We start from the raw sequence: 17555 nt of genomic DNA, 5'->3' as shown, positions 1-17555 counted from the left end.
CGCAACTAGTTTGTACTGGATTGCCCTGATTGCTATAGAGCAATTTCCCATACCGAGTTTTACACTCTACTATCGCATACTATTTAATCAAATGTTTAATTTCACATAAAAAACCGCGCTAACCCTTTATAAAAAAGCTTTAGCGCGGTTATCAATACTTGAAACCTAATTAACCAAGTAACTAGCTAAAATCGACCACCACTTCATAGCGCCCTGGCATGTCGTTTACATCGTAAACCCAGCCGTGGCGTTTAATTATTTTTTCACTTAATTGCAGGCCTAGTCCGTACCCTATGCTGGCGGGTTTTACTGAAGGCTCGCTCGCTTTAGGGGCATCGTCCTGCTTACTACAATTAACAATAGTGATTTTACTGCCTTGCTGCGTAATGTGTACTTGGCCCGCTTGTGTATGCTGATAAGCATTACGAATTAAGTTAGTCAGTACAATGTGACACGCAGTAGCGTCGGTTGTAATTAAGCGCTCTTGCTGGGTGTTTAAAACCACCTCAACGTGCTTAGCATTAAGCAGGTAATTAAGCTCATTACTTAGGCTCGTTATTTTATCACTCAGATTTACAGGCTCAGGGCTACTTTGCTGATCTTCGTTGCGGCTTAGCCATAATAGCGTATCGGTTAAATCGCTCATGGTTAAACCAGCGCGCTCTATACGCTTAAGTGTAAGCTGCTGTTTATCGCTCAACGGGGCTTTTTCGCTTAAACGGTTGAGTAGCTCTACGTTGCTGCGAATAACCGAAATTGGCGTACGCAGCTCGTGACTAGCATAGCTTAAAAAGCGCTGTTCGCGCTCTACGCTTTCGTGCGCCGAAAGCAAGCTACTGCGTATTAATGTGGCTAAAACATTAAGCTCATGGTAATTAAAATCAGGCGGGGTTTGCTGTAAATTAGCTTGATTTAACGATTTAGCCCACCCTCGTAAGGACTCCACGGGCTTGGCTATTTTTTTCATTACCATAAACAAAAAAAACGCAAATAACACAATAGCTGCCAAGCCCGTTACAACAATCCATAGCATGCGCTGTTCGGGATCTATATTGGCAATGACCGTGGGGCGGTCTTTTTCGAGCATAATACGCGATACATAACGTGGCTCGCCCAATTCATTTGGATAATACACAACAAAAAAAAGATTCTCAGGCAATGTAAACATCGACGACTGATCTTTTCTTTTGTGCAGTAAGCCTATTTCTGTAGGCTTTGAAAAACGCTGTTTAATTATGCTTGGCATATCTTCCCAGCGGCTTGCAACAGTAAAACCTATTATGTCTTTTGGCTCCCCTGCTTTTACCTGCGTTGTTTGCGTAAGCTTTAGCATTATCCCGTTTAAGCCTTTATCAAGGCCATCAACAAAGTAATTTACACTTAAAAATGAATAGCCGATGGCCATAGCAGAGCTAAGCACCACCATACTGGCAAAAAAGTAAATTCTTAGGCTTGGCCTTATTTTCATTGCGGTTGCTCTTGGGTTGGTTTTATTGCAAAGCCAACACTTGGAATGGTTTCAAGCTTTACTTGTTTAGATGCCCCTTCTAACTGCTTACGCAAATGGTAAATATGCACTTTTAAGCTATTACTATCAGGCTGTTCTTCGCCCCAAACAGCTTGCATAATAGCGCTGCGTGTAACAGGCTGCGGCGCTTCGCGTACTAGGGTCTCTAACAATTTAAAGGCGATAGGCGATAACTTTAGTGTTTGCCCCTCCACCTCGGCACTGCGCTTTGCTAAATCTAAATTTAAATTAGCTAAGGTGAGGCGTTTTACCTCACCGCTTTTACGCTTTGCCAATACTTGTACACGCGCTACCAGCTCTTTCATGGCAAAAGGTTTTACTAGGTAGTCGTCGCTACCAGCATCGAAGCCTTCTAGTTTATTATCGAGGCTATCGCGAGCAGTGAGCATTAATACCGGCGTATCTTTACCTTGTTCGCGCAATGTCCTACACATTGTTAAGCCGTCCATTTTAGGCATGTTTACATCTAAAATAATCATTTGATAGTGGTTAATTTGCAGTAAATTTAAGCCCATAACGCCGTTGCTTGCGTGGTCACACTCAATGTCTTCTATATCGAGATAATCAACAATTGTTGTTGCCAGGTCTATGTCGTCTTCAACCAGTAGTACGTTTATCATTAAGAGGTTGCTCCTTGAGTGCGTTTTCCACTTAAAAAGTCTATCACATTGGCAATTAAGCGCTTAATCTCAACTTGAATCATTAGCAAGGCCGGAATAAGTATTAACGTAATAACCGTAGCAAACAAAATACCATAGCCAAGTGATGCCGCAGCAGGGATTAAAAACTGCGCCTGCATTGAGGTTTCGCCCAATAATGGCACTAAGCCCGCATAGGTTGTAATAGAGGTAAGCATTACTGCACGTAAACGGCTTGTACATGACTCTATAATGGCATCGTGGGTGTTCATGCCCTCATCTTTTACAAGCTCGTTAAAGCGCGAAACAAGTAATAAGCTGTCGTTTACGACTACCCCGCTTAGCGCCAAAATACCATTTAACGAGAGTATACTTATGGTTAAGTCGTTCCACCAGTGGCCTAAAATAGCCCCTACAACACCAAATGGAATCGCCACCATAATCAACATAGGTTGAATGTAAGATTTAAGCGGAATAGCAAGCAATACGTATATAACTAATAACGCTGCTATAAACATAGTGCCCATTGAGCCTGTAGTTTCATCTTGCTCTTCGGCTTCGCCGGCAAAGTGAATACTTAAGTTAGGGAACTGCTTAGTAAGCTCAGGAACTAAATCGCGACTTAAATTATCAACCAGCTCATTAGAGGCCACTACGTTTTTGTCAACTTGCGCACTTAAGTAAATTGCACGTAGGCCATCAATGCGGGTTATTTCATCTTGTTGATATTCGCTGCTTATATTTGCTACGTTAACCAAAGGCACTACGGTGCCATCGGGTAATCTAATACGCGACTGCATTATATCAGCCGGTGTTTTACGGGCATTTTCAGGGTAGCGTACACGTACTTTTACTTCGTCTTTATCGCGTTGGTAGCGCTGTACAATTGCACCACCGAAAGCTTGTAAAACTTGCTCTGATAGGCTCGCCGTATTCATACCTAAAGCGCGCCCTTGTGCGCTTAAGGTAAATTTAAGCTGTGGCTGACCTGGGTTTAAATTATCGTCTATGCCATTAACGCCAGCGGTGTTTTGTAAGCGCTCTTTAAATAATGCGCCTGCAGCCATTACGGTTTCATCATCCCACGCTTTTAGCTCTACTTTAAAGTTATCAACCATTTTACGTGTGGCTAATACTTGTAGTTTTTTACTGCCCTCTGGCATGCCAGCAAGGCGTTGCCACTCTTGTGCAAATTCATTTGCTGTAAAGGCGCCTTCGTTCAGTAATTCAACCGTAACGGTACCACTTGTATCGCTACTACTCACAAGTTGTAAGCTGGTTATTTCACTCTCTTGCGAATCAAACTTATCCATTAAGTTTTGCTCAGCTTGAATTGCAGCCTGCTCAAGCGCTAACAAGTTTTTATTAGTTTGCCCATACGCCGCATCGTTTTGCATAACAAGCTCAGCGCTGACGGTATCGCCGGCAATGCTTGGGAAAAACCCCACTTTCACTGCGCCTGTCATTGGCATACCAATAACCAGGATAAAAAAGGCTATAAAAGCAGCAACTACGGCATACCTAAAGCGTAGCGAGTATTCAATAACGCGGCGATACACATTTTCGCTAAACCAATTTAGGCCGCTGTCGGCACCGTGCTGCACCTTAGACCACAAGCCGCTTATGCCCGATTTTAACTGACGCTTAGTGCTAATATGGGCTAAATGCGACGGTAAAATAAGTTTTGATTCAACAACCGAAAGCAGTAAACAAATAGTCACTACGGTTGCAAACTGGGCGTAAATTTTACCTAGGTTGCCTGATACATTCGAAAGTGCCACAAACGCAGCCACCGTGGTCAATACGCCAAAGATGGTGGGCACCGCCACCTTCATGGTGCCTAAAATTGTGTTATTGAGGGTATCGCCATGCTTTTTACGGGTGGTATAAATACTCTCCCCTACCACCACTGCATCGTCGACCACTATGCCTAGTGCCATAATAAAACCAAAGGTGGTCATTTCATTTATGGTCAGCGCGGTGTAACTGTCGGTCATAAAGTACAGCGTGCCAAAAAATACAAATGGTAAGCCGCCTGCTACCCATAGCGCAACGCGTACGTTTAAAAATATCGCTAAAATTACAAACACCATAATAATACCGGTTACGGCGTTTTTAGTAAGTAGCGATAGGCGCTCGGTGATCATGGTGCTTTTATCTTGCCAGCTCTCAAGCTCTACATTTTGTGGTAATAAACCGCGCTCATGCCACGTATCAATTACACTTTGAGCTTGCTTAACAATCGTGGTTATATCGCTGTTTTCATCCATTAAAATTTCAATGCCTACAGCATTTTTTTGATTGTAACGGCTTAACGAGTTGGTATCTTCTGCGAAGGTGTCGGTAACGGTTGCTACATCACCTAATTTAATTTGTGTGCCTGATTGCGTTGTTAGTAACACAATATCAGCAAAGTCGCGCTGCCAATAAGCTTGGTCAGCGGCTTTTAAACGTATAATTTTATTGCTATCGCGTAAGCTAGTCGAAAGCGGGCTCGATGATTCGTTATTAATTACTTCACTTACGTCGCTAATGGTTAAGCCGTAGGCTTGTAATTTACCTTCGTCGATTTCTACCGACATCATAGGGTCAAGCACGCCTGATTGCTCTACATCGCTAATGCCTGATTTAGCTAATAAATCAGCTTTTAATTGCTCACCAAGGCTTTGCAATGTATGGCGATCGGCATCACCAAATAATTGTATGGATAATGCGTGATCTTGCCTGCGGGCTTTGTCGATCACCGGCTCTTCGGCATCTGCCGGAAAGTTGTTTATGGCATCTACTTGGTTTTTAACGTCGGTGAGTAGCTCATCAAGCGAGTAGTCGGTTTTTTTCTCTATGCTTACATGGCTGCCGCTGGCATCTGATGTAGAGGTAATACGCTTAATACCCGGTACGGTTTCAAGGGCTTCTTCTATTTTCAGCGCAATGCCTTCCTCTGCTTGCAGGGCGTCACCACTGTCATAAACAACTGATACAGAAATAGTATCCGGCTCAAGACTTGGAAACGCCTCTTTACGCAAAGTAGAGAGGGACATTATCCCCATTACTATTACACTAATGAGTAATAAATTGGCGGCCACTGAGTTATTAGCAAACCAGCTAATAATGCCGTGCAAAGGGTTAGTGTTATTAGGTAATTGCGGTGCTTGATGCGGGCTCATTATGGCATCTCCTCAACAACGGGGTTTACTAACATTTCGTTTAGGTAGCTCACTAACGGGCGTGCAACTACGCGTAAATTGGTATGCCCTTCAATAGGAGAGATATAAACGTAATCACCGCGCTCAAATAGTTTTTGCGCTTTAGCACTTACTAACGTATTTTGCTCATTTACGTACCAAATTAAGCCATCTTGCGATACGGCTGATGCAGGCAATTTAATTACGTTATTAAGTGTTTTACCCACAATTTGCACCGCTAAAAAAGTACCAGGTAACAACGGTGTTGCTTGCTCAAAAGGTTTATCTAGTGCAACCACTACAGTACGCTGACGCGAGCTGTCATCAAGGTGTTGCTCAAAGCGAGCTATATAACCTTGCCACTGATTTTGTGTTGTTACATCACTTAAAATAACCTCACCCGACTTATCGCTTGCTAAGTTTTGCCACTGGCTTAACGAAAGCGGCACGCTAATTTCTACTTTGTCGGTGCTATTTAATGTAGCCAGTGTATCGCCAATGCTTACATATGTACCTAGGTCTATATCGCGCGATAAAATAACAGCATCAAACGGCGCACTTATATGGGTGTTTTTTTCATCACGCTGTGCGGTTTGTAATGCGTATTGCGCATTATCGGCCGTAGCTTGTGCAGCTTCTAGCTGAAGCGTTCTAAATACTAAGGGTGAGCTAGGCGCTTGGGTAACGCCCGAGCGCTGCCATTCACGTTTTGCTTGGTTTCCTAAGTCTTGCTCCTCTTGCAGTGCAAGCTTGGCATCTGCCAATGTGGCTTTAGCGCTCGCGACTGCTTGTAAGTATTCGGTGTTATCTATTTGTGCAAGCACTTGGCCTTTTTTAACGACATTACCTGTGGCAAATTGCTCACTCATATCCGTTATTTCGCCTTTAACTTGTGCTTTTAAGCTAAGTGCCCAATGTGCTTTAGCCTCACCGTGGCCACTAACATAGGCTTGGTATGTACTTGGCACAGCATTTATAACAGATACATTGGGTGCCACAGATTTAGCCGGCTCTGGCTTTGGACCATTTGCTTGCTGCGCCATTTTTTGGCCGTTATATGAAATAGCAAGCCCTATGCAAACAATGGCAACTAGGGTTACAACAACAGGTACTGGCGAAATTTTCATGACGATGCTCCAAGGCCCAAAGCAAGGCCTAAATCTATACGGTTAGTTAAAAGGGTGTAATTTATTTGGCTAAGCTGAGCTTGTAGGTCGTACACCTGCTGCTGCACAGTGAGTAGGTCTAAAATATCAACCAAACCTTGCTGGTATTTGCTTTGGTAGTTGCTATAGCTACGCTTAGCACTGGCAAGTGCGTTACTGATTTGAAGCTGCTGCTGTGTTAATGATTGCTCTTGCCCTAGTGCGTTTTCTACTTCGTTTACAGCGCTTAATAAGGTGTCTTGGTATTCCCAAAACGCTTGTTCGGCATTTAGTTTTGCAATATCAACTTGTGCACGCAATGCGCCACCTTGAAACAACGGCGCACTTAAACTGCCTAGTAAGTTCCATACTGGGCTGGTTAATAACGCTTTGCTGGGTGTGGTTGCTAAATCACTAAGTGATGCCGAAAGCGTAATGCTAGGGAGTAAATCTTTATAAGCTACATCCACTAAATAACGCTTAGATTGAATATTATAATAAGCACTTTGTAAGTCGGGGCGACGCGCTAAATCTTGCTCTGGTAATGCACTTAGCGGCTCCATAACCTCAGGTAAAACAGCGCTAGATGGTAAGTTTTCAAGTTTATCAACGCCCACTAATAATACTAAAGCGCGTTTTGCTTGCGCTATTTGCTCTTGGTAATCGGCAATAGTGGCTCTAGTTGAGGCGGTATTTGTACGCGCGGTATCAAGGGCTTCTAAATCACCTAAACCGTATTGGTAACGCTCAACAATACTTTGCTCGTTATTTTCTAAAACCGTTAAACGCTGCTGCTCTATGTTGAGTAAATCTTGCTGCAAAATAATATTTAAATACGTGCGTATCACGCTGGCTACTAAGGTGTCTTTAGCGCTTTGGTAAGTGGCCTGATTACTAGCTATGGTCATGTCTTGCGCGGCAACGTTATCAGCAATTTTTTGCCATACGTCGGCTTCCCAGCTAACCCCTAGCGATGAGCTGTACTGTGTGCCGGTTGTTTCGTTGCGCTGAGCGTCAAAGTCGGCATTGATGCTAAACCATTGGCTTGCTGCGGTTACATCACGCTGTGCATAAGCAAGTTTTAGCGCCACATGCACTTGATTAAACGACGGGTTATTTGCAATGGCTTGCTCAATAAGGGAATCAAGCCCCGCTATATTCACTAAATCGGTAATATAACTTACCTTGATTGCATCTTCTTGAGTGTATTGCCAATTTGTATGCTGCTTTAGAGACTGCTCGGTGCTATTACCTGTATAACTTGGCTGGCTACTACACGCAGCAAGCGTGCAGCTAAATGCAAGCAATAAAACTGTTGAACGCTTTTTAAAATAAACCATTTAACTGTGCCTAATTTACATCATTGCACACAGTTTATTAGGCCAAGGGTTAAGAGTGGGTTAAAAGGGGTTAACTACTTTAGATAAATTAATATTTGCCACGTTCTGTCAATTTACGTAGGCTTTGGCAAAAATCCTTATACACATCTCACATGCTAAAATTAATTTTTACTCTTTTTTTAATACTTCCTACTTTATTACAGGCTAAAGTCACCTTAAACGATAAAACGCTTATTTATAGTGGTCAAATCAACCAACAAAATAACAATACGGCAGCTGAGTTGTTAAAAAACAATCCCACTATTCATACTTTTACTATTACCAGCGGTGGCGGAAATATTGATTTAGGGATGGATTTAGCTGAGCTAATTTTGGCGCATAAATTAACCGTAAATATAAAGCAGTTTTGTTTTTCGTCGTGTGCTAATTATGTATTACTTGCTGGGCACCCAACTATAATAGAGCCCGGTGCAATTATTGGATGGCATGGTGATGCAGCTTCAGCAAAGTGGTTAGATAGTGATATTGATGCCATGGTAAAGCAATTAAAAGAGCCTCAAAAAAGCCAAAAATGGAAAGAATTACGTGCTCATTACGATGAGGTCATTAATAAAGCAAGCCTGCGCGAAAAAGCTCTCTACTACAAATTAAACGTAAATCACGACTTACTCACTGTTGGGTTAAAACCCAATTTACGCAGTGCTGCCATAAAGCAACGTGCTCGTGGTTGGACGTACTCACCTAAAGTGCTTAACTATTTTGGAATTAGCAATATTAGCTATAATAATTGGCAACCTCGTTCAGTTAAAAATTTTCCGCTTCTTATCATTAGCGACTTAAACTAATAACTCTTCCTCTCTTACTAACCTCCTATTTTACTCATAATAAAGCCCTGTTAATAACAGGGTTTTGCTTTTTAGGAACATTTTAAACCACCAGCTAATATTACCTATTTATAATACAAAAGGAGATTAAACTTTTAAATCTAATTGATATACGTTATCATTCGCAACATCATTAACTTTCTATGTTAACAATAATGAACAAGCTAATTAAGTTTACCCCAATACTATGCGCCCTTGCTTTAGCTGGCTGTGGAGGCGGCTCTGGCAATACAGCCCCGCAGTTTGCACAACCTAATTTAAGCTTTACTGTAAACGAAGACACTTCATTTACTGCTCAAGTAACAGCCACCGACGACGATGCTCTTAGCTACACACTGGCTAATGCTCCTAGTAACGGCACTATAGCAGTAGAAGCAAATGGTGAATTTACATATACGCCTTTTAGTAATTACTATGGCGAAGATAGCGCAACTATTAGCGCAAGCGATGGCAGCTTAACCGCAAATGTTGTGGTACGTTTTAGCGTAGAAAATGTTAATGATGCGCCGCAGCTACTAACCACTAATGTGTTTGTTACCTCTTCAACCACCACGCAAGGGATTATTACTACGCAAGATTTAGATGGTGACACCGTAACTATTAGCTTAATTACACCACCGAGTAATGGCGTAATGAGCATAAATAGCACCACAGGTGAATTTACCTATGAAGCACAAACGCTAAGCAGCATTGATGAGCAATTTGAAATTAGTTACACCGATGGCCTAATTAGCGAGCCGTTAACTGCAATTATTTCGTTAAGCCCTTCTTATGTAACTAACGAAGACAAACTTAATTATTACTACAGCTCTAGCCTATCTCACTTAAAACAAGCTGATGAGCTAAGCGCCAATATTGCTGATGAACTGTCTCGTTACGATATATACGCAACACAAGCTGCCGCCTATGCGCGTGCAGGATTTTTAGATACTGCTAACGACTATTTAGCACTAATAAACGAGCAAACAGCACGTTCTTCGGCACTAAAAGGTGTAGCGCAAGCACTTGATGAAATAGGCCAAACAGAACAAGCAAACGATTACCGCGACCAAGCGGTGGCGGCCTACAACCAATACTTAGCTGATAAAGGCTTCGATAATATTGCCTCATCAGACGCATCAGCGCTTTACTCTTTAGTAAAAAGCTATCTAGGCGCCGATCAAGTCTCACAAGCAAGTAATTTGTTAAACACAATTTCGTTATACGCTGAGCAAGTACGCGAAGACGAGTACACATCAAGCTATGGCTACTTTTTAAATGGCGTACGCTTATCAATAGATGATGCCCTACAAAGCTATGCACAAAGCTTAGATGAAAGCGATTTAACACAAGCTAAATTACTTGCCAATAACTACGCGCAACTTGCGGTAAAAGCGGGTTACAGACTGGTACGTAGCGGCGAATACGAAGGCCAACCATACGAGCAATACAAAACGTTGCACGGGGCATGGGCTGCGCAATATCTTTATAGAGCTGGCGAATTTGAAGCGGCAAAAGATTACACTAACCAAGTACTTGCTATGTATGGCTCTACTGGTTTTGATAGTAATTATGCCTATTCTGCATCGCCATATAGCGCCGCTACTTTAGATAACTACACCTACCCGATTCAATTTTTAGCAGGCTTAATTGAAGGCTTATATCAAAGCGACGAAAACCCTGCAATAACGCTGTCAGACAGCGAAACCGATATAAATAACGCGCTAGAACAAGTGTATGGTTTTAATATAGCTAACCGCCTACTTGCTGGTGAAGATATAACGAGTGCCGCAGCACAAGCTCGCAGCTTTTTTACTGAAAATGGTGATTACAACGAATTTTTTAGAGCACTTACCGAACTTGATAACGTCCCAGGCACAGGCCTAATTTTAAGTGAAGCCGGCAGAAACGACTTAGCACAGCAAATATTTACCTATGCGGGCGACTTTTTAGCCTCTGATGAATACATTAGCAAAGAGTCATCAACCACGTTTTTAACCGGTTCAAAGGGCTGTAAATTGTTAGTTGATTTAACTGCGCAGGTCGGTGGCGATACAGCAAATGCCGCTAATAAATGCTTAAGCATGCTTAATACGCTTAATGATGGCGATATACGCACGCTAAGTAATAACTCATCAATTACAGCGCATAACCAAGTAATAGTATCGCTTATTAAAGGCGGCTTATCGGAGCAAGTAGCTGGTGTACACAATCAACTACTTAGCTACATTGCACTAGATGAAGATACCGAAGACAGATTTGAAGCCCGCTTAGAAACTTTAGGTTACTTAGTTAATGCAAACCAAACATCACTGGCAAGTACCACTTTAAATGATGCGATTACTGAAATAACCCCTGAGCTAAATGCATTAACAAGCGATCAGCTAGAAACTATTTTAGCCGCTGTTAAAGCCGAAGTAATTGGCTTAGAAGAAGCTCAAACAGGTGAATTTGAACGTTATTCTATGCTTTCAAGTATGGGTTCAAACGCAGCGAACATTAGCGACTTTTCAGCAAATTATAGTAATGCAAAAACACAAGCTAGCACGCTTTTAAATGCGCTTGAGCCTCTTATTTTGGGCTTTGCCGATACAATTATTGCCGACAATATGGAAGACTTAGTTAACAGTTTTACGTTAATTAACGATATTAGCAAAGCACAAAGCTTAATTAGTAACGGGGTTAATGGCGAGGCCGATCAGCTTGAGCTTTACATAGGCTTGACCAACTTAGTCGCCTCTCGCGATGACTTTAGAGGCATAGCGATAGCAAGCGTAGATACCGACCACGACGGCCTACCTAACTTCTTTTTACCTAACGCCAGCGATGAAGACATAGCCTTAGCTGGGTTAATTGCCGACCAAGACGCCGATAACGATGGCGTAATTGATAGCGAAGACACTACCCCACTAGGTATTTAACTAAGAGCCGTAATAAATGCAGACACCGACTACCCTCGCGTGTCTGCTTTTGCTTTCTCAGGGTGTATACGCCGCAGAGCAGCAACAGCAGACCGAGCCAAAACCACAGCCATGTAACGAACTTAAAGATGAGCAAAAAGAGCGCTGTGAAGCACTTGAGCACATTGAAGTAAAAGGCCAGTACATAGGCATTGAAGTACCCGAAGTTATTGGGCGTTCTTACTTAAATCGTGATTTTATAAACGCCACACCTAAAGGCAATGGCGATATAAATGAGCTAATTGCATTGCTCCCTGGTGTACAGCTAAGTAACGAAGCCTACTCTATTGGTAGCTTAGCTGAGATCAGCGCGCCGGAAATATCAATCTCAGGGGCGCAACCTTGGCAAACAGGGTTTTCGTTAGATGGGTTAAATTACAATAACCGCATAGACCCAGCCAGTAGCAGCCGATTAAGCTCTTCATCAGACGATGTATCGGGTGGCGTGCAAAGTATGAACGTAAACTCCGATGTAGTTGAATCTATTACTGTTTACGACCATAACATTCCGGCTGAATTTGGTGGTTTTTCGGGTGGTATTGTTGATAGTAAAACCAAAAGCGTATTTGCAAACGACAGTTTTAGTTTTGGCGTGCGGGGGAATCAAAGTAGCTGGGGGAGTTATCATTTTATAGAGGCCGATCAAGATAGTTCACAGCAAAATGTTGACCAAAGTACGCTTGAAGAGCCTAAATACGAAAAAATTAGCTATAACCTGCGTGCTAATAAACAAATAAATAAGCGCCATGGCGTAATGATGAGTGTTAGTTACTTAACCAGCGACATCAGCGATTTATCGCTAGGGGAAGTAAAAACGCAAAGCAGAACAAACATAAATGCGATTGTGAAGTATGGCTACCGAAATGGCTGGGTAGATGCATTAGATTTAACACTAATGTACTCCCCCTACGAAGTTGATAATTTTATTACGGATGCCAAAGACAGTGACTTTCATTTAGAAGGCGGGGCTATTGGCGCCGTTGCGGCATTAACCGAGCATTTTGACTTTGCATCGTGGCACAGTAATCTTAATTTTAGTATGAGTGACAGCAGCCGAGAAGGCCCTGCGCACTTTTATAGCTGGCTACAAGCCAAAGGGAAAGATTGGGGGCAATACGCCGACCAAGGTGATGCACAAACACGTTATTCTCGCCAAGGGGGATACGGCGCGCTTGATAATACCCAATACACCACCAGCTGGAAAAACACTCTTGATTTTAAAACGCTGGAGTTTGCTGGCACTGAGCACCGTATAAAAGCCGGTATTGAACTTATTCGCCAAGAAGTAGAACGCGAACGCATACAAAATAGCTACAGCTACGATTCGCCTATTATTTGGTCTAGCGCTAGCACACCTCTTAATTGCAGTGGTTATACGCTTGATTGCCAAGCGCTGCAAACCACTATTTCTATTGACGAACTTGCAGCGCAACTTGGTGGCGAAATTGATTTTAATAATCAAGCGCACATTAGCGCTTATACAAATAATGTAACCGCAACAGCACAGTATTTTAATGGCCGTTTAGTTACCCCTGCAGAGTATATAAATGTAACACTTAATCGTGCCTCATTTTATGCTACCGATAGCATCACACTAGGTCAGCTAAGCCTCAATTTAGGTATGCGCTACGAATATGATGACTTTTTAGCAAATCATAATATTGCACCACGTATATCGCTGGGTTACGATGTTTTTAACAACAACCGCACTATTATTAGCGCAGGCGTTAATCGCTATTACGATTCAGCTATTATTGGTTATAAAGTCAAAGAACAACAGCGTTTTTCATACCGAGAATACCGCCCAATTGAAAACGGTTACCTTCAAGGGTGGTTGCCTTCTAACTATACTGGGGCGTTTAAATACCGCTTTGATGATGTAAACACCCCGTACGATGATGAACTCGCGCTAGGTATTGCCCATTCATTTGAAAAAGCGGGCAATGTATCGCTCAGATATGTAAAACGTAAAAAGCATCAGCAATTCTCTCAGGTTACCGATGAAGAAGCTGCTAGCGATGGTTATAAATATATCCGTATGACCAACGAAGGCGATGGCAGCTCAGAGCGTTATTCTATTTCGTGGAGCGCACAATTTGGTAGCCATTCATTATGGGCTAACGCCTCCTACGCTGAAAACAAAGTCTCTAACGACGACTACAATGCCACGGCTGAAAACACCCCTCTTGATGAACTTGTTTACTACGTAAATGCAAGTGGCAGCAGCGAGCTTGTAACACTTGGGCAGCTTGAGCAAATTCGTACAAACTTTGGCACTCCGATAACCGGTGCACTAGGTTGGAATGTTGATTGGAGCAATTCATTAAGCACAGGCCTTAACGTAACCTTTAGTGATAGCTACACCAGCGCAGTGAGTACCGGCGCAAGCGAAAGCATAAGCCTTGAACAAAGCTGTGCAAATTGCCCTGTAGAGTCAACACTTGTTGATGTATACGAAGAACAAGAAGTTCGTGCCAGAACCATGCTAGGCCTAAGCCTACGCTATAGCCACAACCTGACAAAAACCCAGTCAGTTGAAATAAGAGCAGATATTTCTAACTTATTAAATGCACGTACTTACACAGTAAACGAAGGTGCATCGGGTATTGAGCCTGGGCGTATGTTTTGGCTAGGAGTTAGCTATAACTATGATTAGGTTATTAAGCATTTTTGTATTGTGCTCATTTAGCTTAAATGCCAAATCAGCAAGTAGTAACGATTTACGCTCACTGTATAGCAAAGGCCAAGCACATTGGCCTGCTATACAAACCAGTGATGGCAGACGTGTAGAGCCCATGTCGCTTTTGCCTGTAGCCTCGCCTAAACCTGAACACGTTGCGTTAGGCGATAAGCTTTTTCATGATGTGCAGCTCTCGCGTAATAATACCATTAGTTGTGCCACCTGCCATGAACGCGATAAAGGCTTTCATGATGGCCGCACAACCGCCATAGGCATTGACGATCAAGTAGGTACGCGTAATACTCCCGCTATTTTTGGTATAGATCAATGGCAAAGTTTTTTTTGGGATGGTCGCGCCAGCACCGCAGAGCAACAAGCACTAATGCCCATAGCAAACCCTATTGAAATGGACTTAGACCCAAAGATAGCTTTAGCGCGAGTAAATAAAGACAAAAGCTACCATGCATTTAACAAAAGCGCTTTTAATAGCAGCACGTTAACCACAGAGCAAATGGCAAAAGCCTTAGTTGCATTTGAGCGAACATTAGCCGCGCCAAGTAGCCGCTATAAAACGTTTTTAACGCAGCTTAATAAAAACCCACAACACGCAATTAATAGCTTGAGTGATAGTGAACTAAATGGTCTGCACCTTTTCAGAACGAAAGCCAAATGCATGACCTGCCATAATGGCCCGCTGCTCAGCGACAACCAATTCCATGGTACGGGGCTGCATTATTATGGCCGCCGTTTTGAAGATAAAGGCCGCTATGATGCCACCCAAAACCCTGAGCATATAGGCCAATTTAGAACGCCGTCGCTTTTAGGTTTAATGCAAACATTTCCGTGGATGCATAACGGCTTATTTGATGATTTAGCCGGTATTGTCGCCTTATACAACCATGGTGGAGTAAGACCGCGACCACGAAAAAGCCAACTAAACGACCCACACTTCCCCAAAACCACCGACCTGCTTATAAAGCTTAATTTAACTAAGCAAGAACAAGCCGATCTCGTGGCATTTTTACGTATATTATAAGCGCTGATTTACTCACTTAAAGTGCGCGTGAGTAGCTTAGCGATATGAAATCAAGGCCAGGGTTGGGCTTTTTAATACCTGCGTTTGAATAATGAAAATACTTGAGCGACACGCTGTGTTGCTCAGCCTCACCAAATTTCATGGCAATGCCTAGGCGGTCTTCAAATTGATAATGGGTGCTTATGTTTTTACCCGCAAATTTAGTGTCGTCTAATAGGCTTAAGCCAATACCAAACTCGGCAAAAACCCGGTTTCCAGCAATACTGCCAATAGGATAAAAAATTACAGGCGAGAGCGATAAACCTAAATTAGCGTCGTAGCGTTTTGGGTCATAGTATTCAAAAAAGTTGGCATTGGCTTCTAGGTAAATCTCTAGCTCTTCAAAGCCTTCTATTTGGTAATCTAAGGCATATTGATAAGCCACCTTAACCCCTCGCACGTCTCCTTCACCTTGTATGTAGCTCATCGAAAAGTAATTTTGTGCAGCCGTTGCAGCGCCTGCGTATAGCGTTATAGCTATTAAAAACAATTTATAAAGTTTCATGTTATTCACCTCAAGCAGCTCTTTTTTATTGCAATTGCTTGACCTAAACACAGCACATTCGGCTGCTATAGATAAAGCAATGATTCAATGAGGTGCATAGTAATTGCATTTAACTATTTTGATAATTGCAATTTAAGTGGAATAACTTTCTTCAATATATTGATAATTAAACAGTAATTGAGCGCTCGCCAACATGCGTTGTTAACCGCTTATATTGCTGCTTAAATAGCTGCCAACCCACAATACCCGACAAGGTATTGCCGCATGCCATACCGATAAATAACCCTGTTAAACCGTAAAAATACGAGCCTAACCAAAGTAGCGGTAGGTAACACAAAAATAGTCGCAATATGGAGATAAATAAGGCCGTTGTTGGAAACCCCAGCGCGTTACATACCGATACTGTGATCATACACACACCTAAAGCTGCATAACTCAGGGGCACAAAAACAAAGTAATCTGTCAGGTTAGCAACAATTTCACTATTATTGCTAAGCACATGTGCAAGTGGATTAGCTATGCCTAGCATAATAACTGCTAATAAAATTTGTATGCCAATTACAAAGCCGCACGCAAGTTTTACTACGCTTAATATTTGCCTAAGCTCCCCCCGCCCTTTTAAATTTCCAACAATAGGCGGCAGTGCCATGGTAAGCGCTAAAATTAAAATAATCGCAATATATTCAATACGGTTTGCAAGCCCCCACGCAGCTACAGCAAACCCACCATATGCGGCAATAAGTGCAGTTACTATCATGGCTGAAATAGGCGGAATAAACTGTGAAAGTAAGGCCGGTGCCATCATTTTTGCAATGGCTTTTATTGCCTGCTCGGTACGATTTTTTAAAACGCCAAAAGTTAGCAGTTCTCGTTTAATAAGCGTGCAAAACACCACGATTAAGCCTATTGCAAAAGCAACACAGCTTGCCCATGCAGCACCCGCTAAACCCATATCAAAAGTAAACATAAACAATGGATCGAGCGCTATATTTAACACGCTGGTTAGCACCATAATTCGCCCTGGTAATAAGGTTTCGTTATGAGCGCGGCAAATGCTGTAACCAAAATAAAGAAGCGCGCCAAGCCAGCAGCTTATTAGCCAAGGTAGCCAGTAAAGCTCGGTTAAATTAAATAAAGAAGGCGTTGCACCCAGCGCTAAAATAATATACTGCTGAAAAAGCCACAGCGCCAAGCACAATAGCGTGACTATTGCGGTGCCAATAACCACAATTAAGCTACCTAGGTAGCGTGCGTAGTTAACTTTATTTTCTCCAAGTGCTGTGGAAATAGTTGCAGTTGCCGCAATACCTAAGCCTACTTGTACTCCCACAATTACCTGAAAAATAGCAATACTAAAGGCAACTACAGCGAGCGGCTCAGCGCCTAGCTTAGCAATAAAAATACTATCAACCAGCTGGCTCCCCATAATAGAAAACAAGCCAACTAACATAGGCCAAGTTTGCTTAAATAAATGCTTTAATAGTAATGATTTATTACGGTTCATAAGGCAGGCTCACTCTAAACTTAAAAATTTAAACGAGAAAAATACCGAAAAAAAAGGCGCTTATAGTAAGCGCCACAGGAAAAGTCACAATGAATAAGCCACTAGTATATTTACACAACTAACCATTGATAA

The 17555-nt window shown here is 42.4% G+C and carries 11 protein-coding genes; 4 read left to right on the top strand and 7 right to left on the bottom strand.

The features are described 5' to 3' along the window. Nucleotides 1-181: 181 nt before the first annotated feature. Genes AN389_RS13980 through AN389_RS13960 form a run of 5 tightly spaced genes read right to left on the bottom strand, consistent with a single transcriptional unit; the run spans nucleotide 182 to nucleotide 7836 of the window. A complete protein-coding gene (locus tag AN389_RS13980; RefSeq protein WP_055020075.1) occupies nucleotides 182-1468 on the bottom strand; it encodes a HAMP domain-containing sensor histidine kinase in 1287 nt (428 codons plus the stop codon). Continuing rightward, a complete protein-coding gene (locus AN389_RS13975) occupies nucleotides 1465-2148 on the bottom strand; it encodes a response regulator transcription factor (RefSeq protein ID WP_055018439.1) in 684 nt (227 codons plus the stop codon). Before AN389_RS13975 ends, AN389_RS13980 begins: the two co-directional genes overlap by 4 nt. Then, a complete protein-coding gene (locus AN389_RS13970) occupies nucleotides 2148-5333 on the bottom strand; it encodes an efflux RND transporter permease subunit (protein ID WP_055020074.1) in 3186 nt (1061 codons plus the stop codon). The genes AN389_RS13975 and AN389_RS13970 overlap by 1 nt, the downstream gene beginning before the upstream one ends. Further along, on the bottom strand, nucleotides 5333-6478 hold the full coding sequence (locus AN389_RS13965; protein ID WP_055020073.1) for an efflux RND transporter periplasmic adaptor subunit: 1146 nt from the start codon (nucleotides 6476-6478) through the stop codon (nucleotides 5333-5335). The genes AN389_RS13970 and AN389_RS13965 overlap by 1 nt, the downstream gene beginning before the upstream one ends. Continuing rightward, nucleotides 6475-7836: a TolC family protein gene (locus AN389_RS13960; protein ID WP_055016359.1), complete on the bottom strand. Its 1362-nt coding sequence runs from the start codon at nucleotides 7834-7836 to the stop codon at nucleotides 6475-6477. Before AN389_RS13960 ends, AN389_RS13965 begins: the two co-directional genes overlap by 4 nt. Before the next feature lie 152 nt (nucleotides 7837-7988). On the opposite strand from AN389_RS13960, the gene AN389_RS20600 reads away from it, so the two are divergent. The 4 genes from AN389_RS20600 (at nucleotide 7989) to AN389_RS13935 (ending at nucleotide 15375) form a co-directional block, all read left to right on the top strand. Further along, the gene (locus AN389_RS20600) at nucleotides 7989-8681 is read left to right on the top strand and encodes a hypothetical protein (RefSeq protein ID WP_082430566.1); all 693 of its coding nucleotides are present in this window, start codon (nucleotides 7989-7991) and stop codon (nucleotides 8679-8681) included. A 194-nt stretch (nucleotides 8682-8875) separates the two neighbouring features. Next, nucleotides 8876-11620, top strand: coding sequence for a cadherin-like domain-containing protein (locus tag AN389_RS13945; RefSeq protein WP_055020071.1), 2745 nt, complete (start codon nucleotides 8876-8878; stop codon nucleotides 11618-11620). 16 nt (nucleotides 11621-11636) lie between these two features. After that, entirely contained in the window at nucleotides 11637-14315 is a 2679-nt protein-coding gene (locus AN389_RS13940; protein WP_055018442.1) for a TonB-dependent receptor plug domain-containing protein, read from the top strand. Next, nucleotides 14308-15375, top strand: coding sequence for a cytochrome-c peroxidase (locus tag AN389_RS13935; protein WP_055020070.1), 1068 nt, complete (start codon nucleotides 14308-14310; stop codon nucleotides 15373-15375). Before AN389_RS13940 ends, AN389_RS13935 begins: the two co-directional genes overlap by 8 nt. Before the next feature lie 16 nt (nucleotides 15376-15391). Here AN389_RS13935 and AN389_RS13930 read toward each other — a convergent pair whose 3' ends face one another. Next, a complete protein-coding gene (locus tag AN389_RS13930) occupies nucleotides 15392-15919 on the bottom strand; it encodes an acyloxyacyl hydrolase (protein WP_055020069.1) in 528 nt (175 codons plus the stop codon). 166 nt (nucleotides 15920-16085) lie between these two features. Beyond that, nucleotides 16086-17423, bottom strand: a complete 1338-nt coding sequence (locus AN389_RS13925) for an MATE family efflux transporter (RefSeq protein WP_055020068.1) — start codon at nucleotides 17421-17423, stop codon at nucleotides 16086-16088. Nucleotides 17424-17555 lie beyond the last annotated feature (132 nt).

The organism is Pseudoalteromonas sp. P1-7a (genome assembly GCF_001401855.1).
Taxonomy (GTDB): domain Bacteria; phylum Pseudomonadota; class Gammaproteobacteria; order Enterobacterales; family Alteromonadaceae; genus Pseudoalteromonas.
The sequence above is the reverse complement of the archived record's forward strand: the minus strand, read 5'-3'. Positions and strand labels throughout refer to the sequence as shown.

Bases quoted from the DNA above. Each gene is read 5' to 3' on its own strand.
- AN389_RS13980 (WP_055020075.1), bottom strand. From the start codon at position 1,468: ATGAAAATAAGGCCAAGCCTAAGAATTTACTTTTTTGCCAGTATGGTG.
- AN389_RS13975 (WP_055018439.1), bottom strand. From the start codon at position 2,148: ATGATAAACGTACTACTGGTTGAAGACGACATAGACCTGGCAACAACA.
- AN389_RS13970 (WP_055020074.1), bottom strand. From the start codon at position 5,333: ATGAGCCCGCATCAAGCACCGCAATTACCTAATAACACTAACCCTTTG.
- AN389_RS13965 (WP_055020073.1), bottom strand. From the start codon at position 6,478: ATGAAAATTTCGCCAGTACCTGTTGTTGTAACCCTAGTTGCCATTGTT.
- AN389_RS13960 (WP_055016359.1), bottom strand. From the start codon at position 7,836: ATGGTTTATTTTAAAAAGCGTTCAACAGTTTTATTGCTTGCATTTAGC.
- AN389_RS20600 (WP_082430566.1), top strand. From the start codon at position 7,989: ATGCTAAAATTAATTTTTACTCTTTTTTTAATACTTCCTACTTTATTA.
- AN389_RS13945 (WP_055020071.1), top strand. From the start codon at position 8,876: ATGAACAAGCTAATTAAGTTTACCCCAATACTATGCGCCCTTGCTTTA.
- AN389_RS13940 (WP_055018442.1), top strand. From the start codon at position 11,637: ATGCAGACACCGACTACCCTCGCGTGTCTGCTTTTGCTTTCTCAGGGT.
- AN389_RS13935 (WP_055020070.1), top strand. From the start codon at position 14,308: ATGATTAGGTTATTAAGCATTTTTGTATTGTGCTCATTTAGCTTAAAT.
- AN389_RS13930 (WP_055020069.1), bottom strand. From the start codon at position 15,919: ATGAAACTTTATAAATTGTTTTTAATAGCTATAACGCTATACGCAGGC.
- AN389_RS13925 (WP_055020068.1), bottom strand. From the start codon at position 17,423: ATGAACCGTAATAAATCATTACTATTAAAGCATTTATTTAAGCAAACT.